At 71.2% G+C, this 16293-nt stretch carries 16 protein-coding genes; 12 read left to right on the top strand and 4 right to left on the bottom strand.

Going from position 1 to position 16293, the window contains the following annotated elements; translation table 11 throughout:
- Positions 1 to 67: 67 nt before the first annotated feature.
- Both ACEN9V_RS04555 and argG read left to right on the top strand, forming a co-directional pair.
- On the top strand, positions 68 to 1492 hold the full coding sequence (locus ACEN9V_RS04555; RefSeq protein ID WP_413602310.1) for a cation:dicarboxylate symporter family transporter: 1425 nt from the start codon (positions 68 to 70) through the stop codon (positions 1490 to 1492).
- A gap of 136 nt (positions 1493 to 1628) precedes the next feature.
- Entirely contained in the window at positions 1629 to 3071 is a 1443-nt protein-coding gene (gene argG / locus ACEN9V_RS04550; RefSeq protein WP_413602309.1) for an argininosuccinate synthase, read from the top strand.
- Positions 3072 to 3228: 157 nt separating this feature from the next.
- Here argG and ACEN9V_RS04545 read toward each other — a convergent pair whose 3' ends face one another.
- Positions 3229 to 3930, bottom strand: coding sequence for an alpha/beta hydrolase (locus ACEN9V_RS04545; protein WP_413602308.1), 702 nt, complete (start codon positions 3928 to 3930; stop codon positions 3229 to 3231).
- Between the two features lie 111 nt (positions 3931 to 4041).
- Between ACEN9V_RS04545 and ACEN9V_RS04540 the strand changes: the two genes are divergently transcribed.
- Genes ACEN9V_RS04540 through ACEN9V_RS04530 form a run of 3 tightly spaced genes read left to right on the top strand, consistent with a single transcriptional unit; the run spans position 4042 to position 5979 of the window.
- Entirely contained in the window at positions 4042 to 4959 is a 918-nt protein-coding gene (locus tag ACEN9V_RS04540; RefSeq protein ID WP_413602307.1) for a helix-turn-helix domain-containing protein, read from the top strand.
- Positions 4916 to 5317, top strand: coding sequence for a cupin domain-containing protein (locus tag ACEN9V_RS04535; RefSeq protein ID WP_413602306.1), 402 nt, complete (start codon positions 4916 to 4918; stop codon positions 5315 to 5317). Before ACEN9V_RS04540 ends, ACEN9V_RS04535 begins: the two co-directional genes overlap by 44 nt.
- A complete protein-coding gene (locus tag ACEN9V_RS04530) occupies positions 5314 to 5979 on the top strand; it encodes an SDR family NAD(P)-dependent oxidoreductase (RefSeq protein WP_413602305.1) in 666 nt (221 codons plus the stop codon). Before ACEN9V_RS04535 ends, ACEN9V_RS04530 begins: the two co-directional genes overlap by 4 nt.
- Before the next feature lie 82 nt (positions 5980 to 6061).
- On the opposite strand, the gene ACEN9V_RS04525 is transcribed toward ACEN9V_RS04530, so the two are convergent.
- Both ACEN9V_RS04525 and ACEN9V_RS04520 read right to left on the bottom strand, forming a co-directional pair.
- Positions 6062 to 6742, bottom strand: a complete 681-nt coding sequence (locus ACEN9V_RS04525) for a class I SAM-dependent methyltransferase (RefSeq protein ID WP_413602304.1) — start codon at positions 6740 to 6742, stop codon at positions 6062 to 6064.
- Positions 6743 to 6808: 66 nt separating this feature from the next.
- The gene (locus ACEN9V_RS04520; RefSeq protein ID WP_281267500.1) at positions 6809 to 7555 is read right to left on the bottom strand and encodes a FadR/GntR family transcriptional regulator; all 747 of its coding nucleotides are present in this window, start codon (positions 7553 to 7555) and stop codon (positions 6809 to 6811) included.
- A 161-nt stretch (positions 7556 to 7716) separates the two neighbouring features.
- On the opposite strand from ACEN9V_RS04520, the gene ACEN9V_RS04515 reads away from it, so the two are divergent.
- The 6 genes from ACEN9V_RS04515 to ACEN9V_RS04490 are packed head-to-tail and all read left to right on the top strand — an operon-like array spanning position 7717 to position 13858.
- Positions 7717 to 9111, top strand: a complete 1395-nt coding sequence (locus ACEN9V_RS04515; RefSeq protein WP_413602303.1) for an MFS transporter — start codon at positions 7717 to 7719, stop codon at positions 9109 to 9111.
- On the top strand, positions 9108 to 10820 hold the full coding sequence (locus ACEN9V_RS04510) for a dihydroxyacetone kinase family protein (protein WP_413602302.1): 1713 nt from the start codon (positions 9108 to 9110) through the stop codon (positions 10818 to 10820). The genes ACEN9V_RS04515 and ACEN9V_RS04510 overlap by 4 nt, the downstream gene beginning before the upstream one ends.
- A gap of 29 nt (positions 10821 to 10849) precedes the next feature.
- Positions 10850 to 11332 (top strand): ribose-5-phosphate isomerase, encoded by a 483-nt coding sequence (locus ACEN9V_RS04505; protein WP_281267503.1) that lies wholly within the window; start codon positions 10850 to 10852, stop codon positions 11330 to 11332.
- Positions 11332 to 12120, top strand: coding sequence for a triose-phosphate isomerase family protein (locus ACEN9V_RS04500; RefSeq protein ID WP_413602301.1), 789 nt, complete (start codon positions 11332 to 11334; stop codon positions 12118 to 12120). The genes ACEN9V_RS04505 and ACEN9V_RS04500 overlap by 1 nt, the downstream gene beginning before the upstream one ends.
- Positions 12117 to 12947, top strand: coding sequence for a sugar phosphate isomerase/epimerase family protein (locus tag ACEN9V_RS04495; protein ID WP_413602300.1), 831 nt, complete (start codon positions 12117 to 12119; stop codon positions 12945 to 12947). The genes ACEN9V_RS04500 and ACEN9V_RS04495 overlap by 4 nt, the downstream gene beginning before the upstream one ends.
- Positions 12944 to 13858: a phosphogluconate dehydrogenase C-terminal domain-containing protein gene (locus ACEN9V_RS04490; protein WP_413602299.1), complete on the top strand. Its 915-nt coding sequence runs from the start codon at positions 12944 to 12946 to the stop codon at positions 13856 to 13858. Before ACEN9V_RS04495 ends, ACEN9V_RS04490 begins: the two co-directional genes overlap by 4 nt.
- On the opposite strand, the gene ACEN9V_RS04485 is transcribed toward ACEN9V_RS04490, so the two are convergent.
- Complete coding sequence (locus ACEN9V_RS04485) at positions 13848 to 15404, bottom strand: PLP-dependent aminotransferase family protein (protein ID WP_413602298.1); 1557 nt, start codon at positions 15402 to 15404, stop codon at positions 13848 to 13850. The two genes, ACEN9V_RS04490 and ACEN9V_RS04485, sit on opposite strands and share 11 nt — an antisense overlap.
- Before the next feature lie 22 nt (positions 15405 to 15426).
- Between ACEN9V_RS04485 and ACEN9V_RS04480 the strand changes: the two genes are divergently transcribed.
- On the top strand, positions 15427 to 16167 hold the full coding sequence (locus ACEN9V_RS04480) for a pyridoxamine 5'-phosphate oxidase family protein (protein ID WP_413602297.1): 741 nt from the start codon (positions 15427 to 15429) through the stop codon (positions 16165 to 16167).
- The last annotated feature ends 126 nt before the right edge of the window (positions 16168 to 16293 follow it).

The raw sequence follows: 16293 nt of genomic DNA, 5'->3' as shown, positions 1-16293 counted from the left end.
GTCCATGGTCGCCGAGAACGGGCCGACCGGAGCGACGGAGCTCCGGTCCTGATGACGAGGGAGTCTCATGGCATCGACGCAGCCGTCCACCGCACGTCCCGCACGGCGGAGGGGCCTCGACCGCTCGCACTGGCTCTACATCGCGGTGATCGCCGCGGTCGCCGCCGGTGTCGCGGTGGGGCTCGCCGCTCCGGACTTCGCCGTCGGCCTGAAGCCGATCGGTGACGGGTTCATCGCGCTCATCAAGATGATGATCGCTCCCGTGATCTTCTGCACGATCGTCCTCGGCGTCGGCTCGATCGCCAAGGCGGCGACCGTCGGCAAGGTCGGCGGGCTGGCGCTCGGGTACTTCATCGTCATGTCGACGTTCGCGCTGGCGATCGGCCTGCTGGTCGGCAACCTCATCCACCCCGGCGACCACCTCGACATGTCGAATGCGACGTACGAGGTGTCCGGCGGGTCGACGGAGGACGCATCGTCGACGAGCGGTTTCCTGCTCGGGATCATCCCCACGACGCTGATGTCGTCGTTGACGAGCGGCAGCATCCTGCAGACCCTCTTCGTGGCCCTGCTCGTCGGCTTCGCGCTCCAGGCCATGGGGCCGAAGGGAGCGCCGATCCTCACCGGGATCCGGCACATCCAGGCGCTGGTCTTCCGCATCCTCGCGATGGTGATGTGGGTCGCTCCCGTCGGCGCGTTCGGAGCCATCGCCGCCGTCGTCGGCGCGACCGGTGTCGCAGCGCTCGTGGCACTGGGGACACTCATGGTGGCGTTCTACATCACCTGCATCGTCTTCGTCGTGGGCGTGCTCGGGGTCCTGCTCCGCGTGGTCACCGGCGTGAACATCTTCCGTTTGATGAAGTACCTCGGTCGCGAGTACCTGTTGATCGTCTCCACGTCCTCCAGCGAGGTGAGCCTGCCGCGGCTCATCGCGAAGATGGAGCACCTCGGCGTCTCGAAGCCCGTCGTCGGCGTCACGGTCCCCACCGGCTACTCGTTCAACCTCGACGGCACCGCGATCTACCTCACGATGTCGGCGCTGTTCATCGCCAACGCGCTCGGGAAGCCCCTCGACCTCGCCGAGCAGGTCTCCCTGCTGGTCTTCATGGTCATCGCGTCGAAGGGCGCGGCCGGCGTGACCGGAGCCGGCCTGGCGACCCTCGCGGGTGGCTTGCAGGCGCACCGCCCGGACCTGGTGAACGGCGTCGGTCTGATCGTCGGTATCGACCGGTTCATGTCCGAGGCCAGGGCGCTCACGAACTTCACCGGCAACGCGGTCGCCACGGTCTTGATCGGCACCTGGACCCGGCAGATCGACACGGCACAGGTCGAGCGGGTCTTCGCCGGGTCGTCGCCGTTCGACGAGCGGACGATGTCCGCCGACGGGCACGGCGACGCGTCGGGACACCCGTCCACCGAGCGCATCTCCACCGACGCGGTCCGGACGATCGTCGACCCGGAACGCGCCGACGCATCGTCGGACCGGCGCTGACGTCCGGCCGTCATCTCTCTGAAGGGAGGCACGGTGCCGGCTGGCACCGTGCCTCCCGTCCGCCTGTTCGCCGGGTTCTCCACAACCGTCCACCCGGACGGCCGGGCACCGTGCCCCGTCCCCTACGATTGTCAGCGTGTCCAAGGTCCTGAGCAGTCTCCCCGTCGGCGAACGAGTCGGCATCGCGTTCTCCGGAGGTCTCGACACCTCCTGTGCCGTTGCCTGGATGCGTGAGAAGGGCGCGGTGCCCTGCACGTACACGGCCGACATCGGCCAGTACGACGAGCCGGACATCGACGCCGTACCCGGTCGCGCCCACGAGTACGGCGCGGAGATCGCCCGGCTCGTCGACGCGAAGAGCGCCCTCGTCGAAGAAGGCCTCGTCGCCCTGCAGACCGGCGCCTTCCACATCCGCTCCGGCGGCAAGACGTACTTCAACACGACGCCGCTCGGCCGCGCCGTGACGGGCACGATGCTCGTCCGCGCCATGAAAGAAGACGGCGTCGACATCTGGGGCGACGGCTCCACCTACAAGGGCAACGACATCGAGCGGTTCTACCGCTACGGCCTGATGGCGAACCCGCGTCTGCGCGTCTACAAGCCGTGGCTCGACTCCGAGTTCGTCGAGGAGCTCGGCGGCCGCAAGGAGATGAGCGAGTGGCTCGTCGCGCGGGGCTTCCCGTACCGCGACTCCACCGAGAAGGCGTACTCCACGGACGCCAACATCTGGGGCGCCACGCACGAGGCCAAGAGCCTCGAAGAGCTCTCCAGCGGCCTGGACATCGTCGAGCCGATCATGGGTGTCGCCGCCTGGCGTGACGACGTCGAGGTCGCGACCGAGGTCGTCTCCGTCCGCTTCGAGGCCGGTCGTCCCGTCGCGATCAACGGGGTCGAGTACGCCGACGCCGTCGCACTCGTCTACGAAGCGAACGCCATCGGTGGCCGCCACGGCCTCGGCGCGTCCGACCAGATCGAGAACCGCATCATCGAGGCGAAGAGCCGCGGCATCTACGAGGCCCCCGGCATGGCGCTGCTCCACATCGCCTACGAGCGCCTGCTCAACGCGATCCACAACGAGGACACCGTCGCGTCGTACCACAACGAGGGCCGCCGCCTCGGCCGCTTGATGTACGAAGGCCGCTGGCTCGACCCGCAGTCGCTCATGCTCCGCGAGTCGCTGCAGCGCTGGGTCGCCTCCGCCGTCACCGGTGAGGTCACCCTGCGTCTCCGTCGCGGCGACGACTACACGATCCTCGACACCACCGGCCCGGCGCTGTCGTACCACCCCGACAAGCTCTCGATGGAGCGTGTCGGCGACGCCGCGTTCGGCCCGGACGACCGCATCGGCCAGCTCACGATGCGGAACCTCGACATCGCGGACTCGCGTGCGCGCCTCGAGCAGTACGCGGCTGCCGGCCTCATCGGCGGGGCGACGGGTGAGCTCGTCGGCAAGCTCGAAGCCGGCGAGTCCGAGGAGATCCTCGGTGGCGCCGTCGTCACCTCCGACGCGGACGACGCGCTCGGCCGCGCGACGGACGCCGCGTCCGAGGGCGCGGCCTTCGACGCCGGCACCGACTGATCGGAACCAAGCCAGAGACGGACGGGAGGCTCGGTGCCAGCTGGCACTGGGCCTCCCGTCCGTCTGTGGTGGCGACCGATGCCGCAACGCACCCCGCCATGCACGTCGCGCCCCGTCGTGAGCGGGCGCGATGTCCACACGGGGGTGCGACCTGACGTCAGGCCAGCACCGACTCCACCACGTCGGCGACGATGTCGGGTCGGGTGATGAACGGGTGGTGCCCGGTCGGGACGTCGACGGCGCGTGTCGCGCGTGCCGCGTGCGAGCGCTGGAGCGCGACGGTGGTGCTGCGGTCGTCGGTGCAGACCAGGTACGTGGAGTCGACGCCCTGCCAGCCAGCAGCGCTCGTCGGGGTGACGAACGAGAGGGCGGTCTGGCTGGTCACGCGCTCCCAGGCGGCTCGCTGCACGGACTCGTCGGCATCCTGCAGGAACCGCGCGCCGAACGAGGCGGCGTCGTAGCCCGTGATCCCGAGGGTGCCGTCACCGGCGTCGCCGATCGACACGGGGTCCGGTTCGTCGGCCATGATCGCGCCCTGCGCCTGCCCGACGTCGGGGAGGTACGACGACATGTACAGCAGGTGCCGGACGGCAGGGTGGGATCCGGCCTCCGCGATGACGGTGCCGCCGTAGGAGTGCCCGACGACGATGGCGTCGTCCACCTCGTCGAGTGCTGCGCGGAGTGCTGCGGCATCGGCGACGAGGCCACCGGCGGGACGGCCGGAGGTGGTCTCCCCGCATGACGGGAGTTCGACGGCCCGACTGCGGATCCCGGTCCGTTCGAAGAGCAGGTCGGCGGTCGGCTGCCACCACCAGGCACCGTCTCGGACCAGGGCGCCGTGCACGAAGAGGAGTTCCATGGTGCCGACGCTACGACCTCAGCGCTCCAGGTGGGCGTAGTCAAGCTGCGCCGATTGGGGTGTACCACCAGGGCGTTCCACGTCAGCACTACGGCTCGTACCGTGGTGGGCATGTCGAACAAGGACGACGTCAAGGAGTTCCTGACCTCCCGTCGTGCAAGGGTGACCCCCGAGCAGGTCGAGCTCCCCGGCGGTCCCGGCCGTCGGGTGCCCGGTCTCCGGAGGACCGAGGTTGCGATGCTCGCGGGCATGAGCGTCGAGTACTACGCGCGTCTCGAGCGCGGGGACCTCTCCGGGGTGTCCGACGTCGTGCTCGCGTCCCTCGCCGACGCGCTGTTGCTCGACGACGCGGAGCGGGAGCATCTCTTCGACCTCGCACGAGCGGCCAACGCGTCCCCGGTGCGGCGCCGTCGACGCCAGCCCGCGCAGTCGGTGCGCACGAGCATGCAGTGGGCGCTCGACGGCTTCACCGCCGGTCCCGCGTTCGTCCGGAACGGTCGGATGGACGTCATCGCGGAGAACCAGCTGTTCCGCGGCCTGTACTGGGACATGTACGCGCAGCCCGAGCGTCCGGTGAACCTCGCCCGGTTCACGTTCCTGCACCGCGACCTCGCCGAGCGGTTCTACCCGAGCTGGACGACGGCGGCGGACATCAACGTCGGGATCCTCCGCACCGAGGCCGGCCGGAACCCCGACGACCGCGCACTGCAGGACCTCATCGGCGAGCTGTCCACGCGGAGCGACGAGTTCCGGACCCGCTGGGGTGCCCACGACGTCCGGCACCACGCGAACGGCAGCAAGCACTTCCACCACCCGGTCGTCGGCGATCTCGACCTCGTCTACGAGGCCATGGAGCCGATGGGCGACCCCGGACTGAACTTCCTCGTGTACTCGGCCGAGCCCGGCTCGCCGACCGAGGACTCCCTCCGGTTGCTCGCGAGCTGGGTGGCGACGCAGGAAGACGAAGCACGACAGAAGGAGCGCCATGCAGATCGATCCAAAGCAGCCCACGACCAAGAACCCGCCTGAGCAGTTCGTGGGCGACGTCTACCTCGACCCGATCGCCGGACCGAAGGAGCCGGGTCAGACGATGACCGTCGCCAAGGTCCGCTTCATGCCGGGTGCCCACACCGCGTGGCACTCGCACGCCAATGGGCAGACGCTCCACGTCACCGAGGGTGTCGCCCTGATGGGTACGCGTGACGGCGGCGTCATCGAGGTCCGCCCCGGGCAGACGGTCTACACGCCCGCCGGCGAGGAACACTGGCACGGCGCGACGCCGGACGACTCCATGGAGCACCTCGCGATGCTCGACCTCGCGGACGACCCCGCGACCACCACGACCTGGCTCGAGCACGTCAGCGACGAGGAGTACCACCGCCCATGAGCACCATCGCCATCATCGGAGCAGGCAAGGGGCTCGGCATGGCCGTCGCCCGGCGATTCGGACGCGAGGGCTTCTCCGTCGCGCTGATCGCCCGCAACCAGCAGCGCGTCGACGCACTCGTCGAGACCCTCGGCGACGAGGGGATCACCGCAGGCGGCTACACGGCGGACGTCCGCGACCAGGACGCCCTCCGCACCGCGCTCGTCCGTGCGAGCGAGGACCTCGGCCTGATCGAGGTCCTGCAGTACAGCCCGCTGCCGGCGAAGGAGTTCATGCGCCCGGTCCTCGAGACCGTCGCCGACGACCTCGTCGGCCCAGTGGAGTTCTCGATCTACGGCCCCGTCACCGCGGCGCACCAGGTCATCCCCGGGATGCGGGCGCTCGGCCGCGGCACGATGCTGTTCGTCAACGGCGGGAGCGCGGTCCGGCCCGGTGCCCGGGTGACCGGGACGTCCGTGGCGTTCGCGGGGGAGAGCGCCTACGCGCAGCTCCTGCACGACGCCCTCGCCGACGAGGGCATCCACGTCGGCCAGGTGATCATCCCGTTCGGGATCGACGACGGGGATCCGTCGCACTCGGGGGAGTCCGTCGCCGAGCGCCTCTGGTCGATGCACGTCGAGCGCGGCGACTTCCGTGTCTACGCGGAGGCCATGCCCGACTGAGTCGACGGTGCCGACGACGGCGGCGGCGCTGCCGTCGCTGTCGTCGTCCCCGCCGCCGGCGGCTGTGCTGCCGCTGCCGTCGTCACCGCCGCCGGACGAGCACCACGCTGTCGAGGAGCTCGTGCACGGTTCCGTCGTCGCGCTGCACCGATCGCGGTCGTGTCTCCGCAGCGACGACGTCCCACTCGTCGGGCGCGAGCGCGAGGGCGTCCAGGTCGTCCGACGGCGTCGGGAAGCGGTGGCCGTGGAACTCCTCGGGGACGCCGCCAGGGGGTGCGGCGTGCGCGGTGACGAGCAGGTGCCCACCGGGTGCGACGAAGCGGGTGGCCCGGTGCAGGATCGCGTCGCGGGGGATCTCGACCGGCCAGGACTGCAGGAAGGACGCCGTGACGAGGTCGAAGCGCTCGTCGGTGTCCCACACGGCGAGGTCCGCGGCCACGAAGGTCGTACGGTCCCCGAGCCCGGCAGCCTCCGCCGCAGCGCGTCCGCGGTCGGTTGCCGTGCCCGACAGGTCGACGCCGGTCGCCGCCCACCCCTGCGCCGCGAGCCAGAGGACGTCGCCGCCTTCCCCGCACCCGAGGTCGAGCGCACGCAGGTCCCGCGGATCCCGTCCGCTCCGCGGCGAGACGTGCCGTTCCACCGTGTCGGCGAGCACCGCGTTCACCCGGCCGGACCACATGCGGTCCTGGTCGGCGTAGCGGGCTTCCCAGTACGTCGCCGGGTCGGGAGACGCGTCTGCGGAGATGTCGTGATGCTCGTGCATCGTGCAATCCAGCCACACGCCGCGCTCGGCGGGCAAGCCCCGTTGCCGGATCAGCAAGGACCGGTGCTACTCCGTGGGGACCGGGTCGGCGTGCTCGATGCGGGCGCTCGCCGTTGCCATGTGCTCGTCCATCGCACGCTGGGTCGCCGCGACGTCGCGCGAACGCATCGCGTCGAAGACCGCACGGTGCTCGCGGTACGCGGCCTCGGTCGCCTCACGCGTGGTCACCCGGCGACCGACCCACACGCTGAGCATCGAACGGAGGCTCTGCAACAGGTCGGCGAGCACGTCGTTGCCACCGGCCCGGGCGAGCAGGATGTGGAAGCGGACGTCGGCCTCGATGAAGGCGGTCGGATCGTCGAGTGCCGCGTCCTGCTGGTCGAGGGTCGCGCCGAGTGCGTCGAGTTCCTCGTCCGTCGCGCGCTGCACGGCGAGGATCGCCGCCGTCCGTTCGAGCGACGAGCGGATCTCGAGGAGTTCCCGCGTCCGGTTGGACGCGAGCATCAGGCCCCAGGACAGCGTCGTGGGGAGGAGGTCCGACGTGCCACCGCGCAGGTACGTGCCCGATCCCGGCCGGATCTGCACGATGCCGAGGATCTCGAGTGCCGCGAGCGCCTCACGGACGGCCGAACGACCGACCCCGAGCTGCTCGGCGAGGATGCGCTCGGACGGCAGGCGCGACCCGGGGGCGAGGTCGCCGGCGGTCAGCAACGAGACGAGCTGACGGGCGACCTCCGAGGCGGGCGAACCCGTCGGCACGGACTCGAGCTCGAGTCGCATGTTGAGCGGGTCGTTCTCGCTGAACGCGGGCATGGGGAGATCGTACCGTTCGGTCAACTGGTCAACCGGTTGACAAATACGAGGGGTGCGATGCACACTGTCCTGGGCGCGCCGAAGCGCCCCGAACTCGTTCCGGAACCCGCACGCGCAGCAGCGCCGGACGAGGTCGACCACCCCATCGAGCAGGAGTCATCGTGGACATCCCCGCCACGCGAGGTATCCCCACCTCGGTCGTCGAGAAGACGACCATCCGCAAGATCGCCATCCGCATCGTGCCGTTCGTGGCGCTGATGTTCTTCATCAACTTCCTCGACCGCACCGCGATCTCGTTCGCGGCGCCGAACGGCATGGAGGCGGACCTCGGTCTGACCGCCGCGCAGTTCGGTTTCGCCTCCGGTGTGTTCTTCATCGGCTACCTCGTGCTCGAGGTGCCGTCCAACCTGGCCCTGCACAAGTTCGGCGCGCGGATCTGGCTCGCCCGCATCATGATCACGTGGGGCATCGTCTCGCTGCTCTTCACGTGGGTGCAGAACTACCCGCAGCTCGTCGGCCTGCGCTTCCTGCTCGGCATCGCCGAGGCCGGGTTCTTCCCCGGCGCGATCCTGTTCCTGTCGACGTGGGTACCCGCACGCCACCGCGGCAAGATGCTCGCGCTGTTCTACCTCGCGCAGCCGCTGACGAGCGTCATCGGCTCCCCGCTCGCCGGCTGGCTGATGACCCACGAGGGACTGCTCGGTGGACTCGCCGGCTGGCGCTTCATGTTCCTCTGCGTGTCGATCCCCGCGATCATCGTCGGCATCCTGTGCCTCTTCGTCCTCAAGGACAAGCCGTCCCAGGCCAAGTGGCTCGACGAGGACGAGAAGGTCTGGCTGGAGATCGCGCTCGCCAAGGACGCACAGGGCAAGAACGACGGCCACGGCAAGGGTGGTCTGCGCGCCGCGTTCGGCAACGGCCGCGTGTGGATGCTCGCGTTCGTCTACTTCGGCTTCATCTACGGGCTCTACGCGCTGAGCTTCTTCCTGCCGACGATCATCGACGGCTTCCAGGAGCAGTTCGGCACGTCGTTCGACCTGTTCCAGAAGGGGCTCATCACGGCCATCCCGTACGTGCCCGCCGCGGTCGTCCTGTACTTCTGGTCGCGTGACGCCTTCCGCCGCGGCGTGAAGGTCTGGCACATCGCGCTGCCCGCGCTCGTCGGCGGCCTCAGCATCCCGGTGGCGCTCTACATGAACTCCCCGGCGGCCACCGTCGCGGTCATCGCGATCACCGCGTGCTCGATCTTCGCCGCGCTGCCGAACTTCTGGACGGTGCCGACGCAGTTCCTGTCCGGTGCCGCAGCGGCCGCCGGCGTCGCGCTCATCAACACCGTCGGCAACCTCGGTGGGTTCGCGGCGCCGTACATCACGGGCGCGGTCAGCGAGTGGACCGGCGGGTACCAGATCCCGATGTTCATCGTCGGCTTCTTCATGATCCTGTCGAGCGTGCTCATGGTGATCGTGTCCCGGCAGCACCGCGGCACTGGCGACGCCGGCTCCGCACCGACGACGACCGACGCCGAGCGCGCGGTCACCACGGAGGCAGGCGCATGACCCGGCTGTTCAACGATCCGGCGGACTTCGCGGACGAGATGGTGGACGGGTTCGTGGCGGCGAACCAGCGGTGGGTGCGGAAGGTGCACGGTGGTGTCGCTCGGTCCACTGCGAGCCCGGACGGCACGGTCGCCCTGGTGATCGGTGGTGGCAGTGGCCACTACCCGGCGTTCGGCGGGCTCGTCGGCCACGGGCTCGCCGCCGGTGCGGCGATGGGCAACCTGTTCGCCAGCCCGAGCGCGCAGCAGGTCGCCGCGGTCGCCCGCGCAAGCCAGCACGGCGGCGGCGTGTTGCTGAGTTACGGCAACTACGCCGGCGACGTGCTCAACTTCGACGCCGCCGCCCGCGCACTGACCGAGGCGGGGATCGAGGTCCGCACGGTGCGCGTCACCGACGACGTCGCGTCCGCGCCGGCGGGCGAGACGCACAAGCGGCGGGGGATCGCCGGGGACCTGTGCGTGTTCAAGGTCGCCGGCGCCGCCGCCGAGCAGGGCAAGTCCCTGGACGAGGTCACCGCCGTCGCCACCCGTGCGAACGACCGCACCCGGTCCTTCGGCGTCGCGTTCTCCGGCTGCTCCCTGCCGGGCGCGGACGAACCGCTCTTCACCGTGCCGGAGGGGCGGATGGCGATCGGGATGGGCATCCACGGCGAACGGGGCATCGACGAAGCCGACGTCCCCACCGCTTCCGAGCTGGCGACGCTCCTCGTGGAGAAGCTCCTCCAGGAGCGTCCGGAGGGCGCCGGAGACCGGGTCGTCCCGATCCTCAACGGCCTCGGCAGCGTGAAGTACGAGGAGCTGTTCGTGGTGTTCAACGCTGTGCAGCAGCGCCTCACCGATGTGGGCATCACGATCGTGGAGCCCGAGGTCGGGGAGCTCGTCACGTCGTTCGACATGGCGGGGGTGTCGCTGACGCTGTTCTGGCCGGACGCGGAACTCGAAGCGCTCTGGGCGGCGCCCGCGAACGCGCCCGCGTACCGGAAGGGCGCTGCGGTCGCGCAGGAGCGTCTCCCCGAAGACGTCCTCACCGCCGGTGCGCAGGTCCAGGTCACCCCCGGCACCCCCGAATCCCAGGAGTCCGCCCGCGTCGTCGCCGAAGCGATCACCGCGATCCGCGCGACCATCGACCGCCATGCCGACGAGCTGGGTCGGATCGACGCGGTCGCCGGGGACGGCGACCACGGCATCGGCATGCAGCGCGGCTCCACCGCCGCCGACGCGGCAGCACGCGACGCCGCCGAACGCGGCGCGGGCGCCGGCGCGGTCCTCACGATCGCGGGGGACGCGTGGTCGGACAAGGCCGGTGGCACGTCCGGTGCGATCTGGGGTGCCGCACTGGAGGCTCTGGGTCGCGTCATCGGGGACGAGGAACGTCCGACAGCGGCGACCGTCCAGCGCGCGGTGCACGCCGCGACCGACGCGGTCCTCGCGTTCGGCGCGGTCGTGGGCGACAAGACCATGGTCGACGCCCTCGTCCCCTTCGACGACGTCCTCACCACCCGCATCACCGCCGGCGACGACCTGACCACCGCCTGGTCCGAGGCATCAGCGGCTGCCACCGGCGCTGCCGACGCGACCGCGTCCCTCCTGCCCCGCATGGGCCGGGCGCGCACCCACGGTGAGGACGCCGTCGGCACACCCGACGCCGGCGCGATCTCGTTCGCCCTCATCACCGCAGCGGTCCTGTCGACGATCTCCGTCCCGGCCTGACCCGCACGCACCCCCTGAAAGGCATCACCATGAGCACACAGTTCCGTCTGGTCGTCGGTTCCGACGACGCCGGGTTCGACTACAAGGAGATCATCAAGGCCGACCTGGCGAAGGACCCGCGCGTCGCGTCGGTCGTCGACGTGGGCGTCGACGCGGACGGGCACACCGCCTACCCGCACGTCGCCGTCGACGCGGCCCGCATGGTCGCGAACGGCGACGCCGACCGGGCGATCCTGATCTGCGGCACCGGGCTCGGTGTGGCGATCGCGGCGAACAAGGTCCCCGGGATCCGTGCCGTGACCGCGCATGACTCGTTCTCGGTCGAGCGGTCGATCCTGTCGAACGACGCGCAGGTGCTCTGCATGGGGCAGCGCGTCGTCGGGGTCGAGGTCGCCCGCCGGATGGCGAAGGAGTGGCTCGGCTACGAGTTCGACCAGACCTCCGCCAGCGCCGAGAAGGTCGCCGCGATCTGTTCGTACGACGGCTCCGCTCCGGTCGGGACGGACGCCTGATGACGGCCACGGCAACGCCCCGACTCACGATCGGGGTGTCACTGAAGATGTACTTCGGCCACGCCCGGACGGTCGAGTGGGCGTCCACCGTGGCCGACATCGCCCGCGAGCACCCCGCCGTCACGAGCGGCGCCGTCGACCTGTTCGTGATCCCCACGTTCCCGTCGCTCGTCCCGGTCCGGTCGGTCCTCGAGGGCACCCCGGTGCTCCTCGGTGCCCAGGACCTGGCGTGGGCTGACGAGGGTGCGTTCACCGGCGAGGTCTCCGGGCGTGAGCTCGCGGAGATCGGCGTCGAGCTCGTGGAGATCGCGCACGCGGAGCGTCGCAGCCTGTTCCACGAGACGGACGACGACGTCGCCGGGAAGGTCCACGCTGCCTTCCGCAACCACCTGCGTCCCGTGATCTGCGTCGGAGAGGCGACCCGAGCCTCCCGTCCGGAAGCGATCTCGGACGTGACGGCGCAGCTCGACCGGTTCGTCTCGACGGCCGTCGCCGACGGCATCGCCGGCCCGGTGATCGCGGCGTACGAGCCGGTCTGGGCCATCGGCGCGCCGCAGCCGGCGCCGGACGACCACATCGTCGAGGTGCTCGCGGGCATCGAGGCACACCTCGCGACCCGGCCGGAACTGGCCGGGAGCGTCGTGATCTACGGCGGGAGTGCCGGACCCGGCCTGCTCACCCGGGGGCGGGGAGGCATCGGAGGACTGTTCCTCGGCCGCTTCGCGCACGACCCCGAGGCGATCAGGACGATCCTGGACGAAGCGCAGGCCCTGGCGGTGACCGCATGACGTCGCTGCTCGGGCTCTCCACGTACGCCTACTTCTGGCGGATGTCCGACCGTGTGCCGTCGCCGATGTCGCTCGACGACGCGATGCGGGACGCGGCGGCGCACGGGGTCGACCTCTTCCAGATCTGCGACCACCTGCCGCTCGACACCGCGTCGGCCGAGCGTCTGGCTGCCATCCGCTCGCTCGCCGGGGAGCTCGGGCTCGTGCTCGAGGTGGGGACCAGGGGGACCGCGCCGGACCACCTCGCGCGGTACCTGCACATCGCGGTGGCGCTCGGCGCGACGCTCGTCCGCTCGATGTGGAGTTCCGGCGACGACCTGCCGTCCGGCGACGAGACCGAACGCCGGCTGCGTGCGGCGCTGCCCGCGTACGAAGCCGCTGGCGTGACGCTCGCCCTCGAGACGTACGAGGTCGTGCCGACCGTGGACCTCGTCGCCGTCGTCACAGCGGTCGCGTCCCCGTCCCTCGGGATCTGCCTGGACCCCGCGAACACCGTCGCGAACCTGGAACACCCGTCCGACGTCGTCGCCGCGTGCGCCCCGCACACCCGGAACTGGCACGTCAAGGACGCCGACTTCACCCGCTCGCCGGGATGGGTCGGGTTCCAGTACACCGGCGTCCCGATCGGCACCGGACGCATCGACCACGAGGCCGTCCGGGACGCGATCGACCCGCACGGTCGGGACATCAACCGGGTCATCGAGTTCTGGCTCCCGTGGCAGGACGCCACCGTGGGCGCAGACGGCGATCCGGCACAGACCACCACGCGCGTCGAGGCGGCGTGGACCGAACACACCATCGAGTACACCAGGAGCAAGGAATCATGACCGACACCGCCATCAGCCACACCATCGCAGCAGGTTCCGGCACCGCCGACGTCACCGTCGCCGTGATCGGTGCCGGCGGCAAGATGGGCACCCGCGTCTCGAACAACTTCGCGAAGAGCGAGTACACGACGCTCTACAGCGAGGCCTCGCCTGCGGGTCAGGAGCGCATCGAGGCCCTCGGCCGATCGATCACCGACAGCCTCGACGCCGCCAAGGCAGCCGACGTGGTCGTCCTCGCCGTGCCGGACGTCCTGCTCGGCACGATCTCCGAGCAGCTCGTGCCGGTCATGCGGCCCGGTGCGACGATCCTGACGCTCGACCCGGCCGCCGCGTACGCCGGGCTGCTCGCGAAGCGCGAGGACATCCACTACGCCGTCGCGCACCCGTGCCACCCGTCGGTGTTCCTCGAGCGCACCACCAAGGAGGAGTGGGACGACACCTTCGGTGGCATCGCCGCCCCGCAGGAGGTCATCGCTGCGTTCGACGCGTCGGAGTCCCTCGGCGACGAGGGCGATGCCGCCAAGGCCGTCGCCGAAGCCGTCATCTCGACCATGTACGCGCCCGTCATCCAGGTGCACTGGGTCACCGTCAAGCAGCTCGCCGTCCTGGAGCCGACCCTCGTCGAGACGATCGCCTGCATGATCGGCGACTTCCTCAACGACGCCCTCGAGGAGACCGTCACCGGTGTCGGGGTTCCCCGTGAGGCCGCCCGCGCGATGCTCTACGGCCACACCTGGATCGCGCTGACGAACGGGCTCCGCGGCTCGAACCCGTTCTCGGACGCCTGCCACATCGCGATGGGCTACGGCCGCGACAAGCTCATCAAGGAGGACTGGAAGCAGGTCTTCGACGACAGCGAGCTCGACAGCGTCATCGCGAAGATGCTCAAGATCGACGCCGTCAAGCGCTGACGCCGTCCGCTGGCGCCGTCCGCTGACCGCGGCGGCGCGGCCGGCCGGCCCCCAGTTCCTCGAGCAACGCGTCAACGGCGTGCTCGAGGGCCGGGAGCGCCACCGCGCCGTACCCGAGCACGACCCCGTTGCCCGCCGAGCCCCGCGTCACCTCGTAGTCCGCGAGCTCCGCCACGAGGACCCCGCGCGACGCCAGCCGGGCGACGACGTCGGCGGCGGCGGGGTGACCCGGCCACGAGACCACCGCGTGCAGCCCGCCGTTCAGGGCCCGAGCCTCCAGTCCGGTCGTGCCGGACGCACCGGCCAGCCGCGCCGCGATCAGCTCCCGTCGGTGCGCGTAGTCGCGCCGCACCCGCCCCAGGTGTCGGCGGAACGCGCCGGTCCTGAGCAGGTGCGCGACCGCCGCCTGCACGGGCTCCGCGACGACCGCACCACGCGCGATGCGTGCCGCGACGACGGCTTCGGCGACCACGGCGTCTGCTGCCCGGTCGTGGTCGGGCAGCACGACGTACGCGCAGCGCAGCCGCGGGTCGAAGGTCTTCGAGAACCCACCGACGTGCAGGACCGACGCGTCGAGCGCGGCGAGGGCCGGGACGGGCTGCCCGCGGTGCCGGAACTCGGAGTCGTAGTCGTCCTCGACGACGAGCGTGCCCGTGTCTGCGGCCCAGGCGAGCAGGCGCTGCCGGTTCGCGACCGGCATCACCGAGCCGAGCGGGTACTGGTGGGTGGGCGTGACCATGACGGCGTCCACGGTCGTGTCGGCGAGGTGTGACAGCGAGATGCCGTCCGGCCCGACGGGAACCGGCACGACGATCCCGCCCGCACTCGCGATCGCACGGTGGCCGGAGCGGTAGCCGGGGTCCTCGACGGCGACGCTTGGTGCGCGGCCGAGCGCGTTGCGGAGTGCCTCGGTCACGAGCGACACCGCGTCGGAGGTCCCGGCGGCGACGACCACCCGCGACGGGTCGGGGGCGAACCCGCGGCTCAGCCCGAGCTGCACGGCGATCTGCTCCCGGAGTGCCGGCAGGCCGAGCGGGTCGGACATGGTGTTCCGGAGTGGCAGGTCCGCCGCCGCACGCCAGGCGGCGCGCCAGTCCCGGGCGGAGATCGCGGTGACGGCAGGGATCCCGGGGCGTGCGTCGACGACGCCGGCCTCCGGAGCCCGCGCCGCCCCGGCGGCCCGCGCAGCCCCGGCAGCCCGTGCCGCCCCGGCGGCCCGCGCAGCCCCGATCGCCCGCGCGCCCGCGTCCGCTGACGGGTTCGTGCCCATGCCCGTGCCCGGGGCCGGGTCCACCGACGCGACGACCCGCGCCGCCGCCCCGTGCCTGGTCCGGATGTACCCCTCGCCGTCGAGCTGCTCGTACGCCGCGACCACCGTCCCGCGGGCGACCCCGAGCTCGGCAGCGAGCACCCGCGTCGAGGGCAGGGCGTCCCCGGCGCGGAGCGTCCCGTCGTGCACCATGCCGCGCACCCGGGTGACGACGCCGGCGGTCTTCCCGAACTGGTCCATCGCACTCGATCCGATCTGGACTACTGACTGGTCCACTCCCGAACCTAGCGTGATCGCCATGACCAGCACCCCCGCCGTCCCCTCGATGTCCGTCCGCCGGAAGCGCGACCGCCAGGCCACCGATCCCGAAGCCCTCCGCGAGGTCCTCGCCGAGGCGTTCGTCGCCCACGTCGGCTTGGTCCGCGACGGCCACCCGATCGTGCTGCCGTTCCTCTGCGGCGTCGGCGACCTCGGCGCAGGGCCGGTCCTGCTGCTGCACGGATCGACCGGGGGCGGCCTGTTCCTCGACGCCGGCGCCGATGGTGTGCCGGTCGCCGCGACGGTGACGCACCTCGACGGCATCGTCTTCGCCCGCTCGACCTTCGACAGCTCGGCGAACTACCGGAGCGCGATGATCGCCGGCCGCGCGACCGTCGTGCCCACCGAGCTCCGCGCCGAGGCGCTGTGGCAGGTCAGCGACCACCTCATGCCCGGCCGCCGTGACGAGGTGCGCGAGATGGCCGCCAAGGAGGTCAGGCAGACCCAGGTCCTGCAGGTCCCGCTCGAGCACGCGAGCGTCAAGATCCGGTTCGCCGGCGTCGGCGAGGACCCCGCGGACGGCGAGGACCACGGCGTCTGGGCGGGCGTCCTGCCGGTCGCGCTGCGCGCGGGAGCCCCGATCGCGGGGGACATCTCGGGGGACGCACCGGTCGACGCGTCGGTCCTCGGGCTGGCGGCGCGCCTCGACGACGTCGCGGCCGACCGGGAGGCCCGACTCGCCGCCGTCATGCGGCCGACGGTCGACGAGCCGGTCGCCTGAGGAACCTGGGAGACCGGGCGGTTCCTGTGACGGCCCGCAGGGACTCGCCGGTCTTCCCCAGCCGGGATCAGGTTCGTGACCAATACGTTATCTTCCCGAGTCGCCGTTCCCGACGGCGCGATCGCA

It is taken from the genome of Curtobacterium sp. Curtsp57 (assembly GCF_047324335.1).
Taxonomy (GTDB): Bacteria; Actinomycetota; Actinomycetes; order Actinomycetales; family Microbacteriaceae; genus Curtobacterium.
Note: the sequence above shows the minus strand (reverse complement) of the source record. Positions and strands in the feature narration are given on the sequence as shown.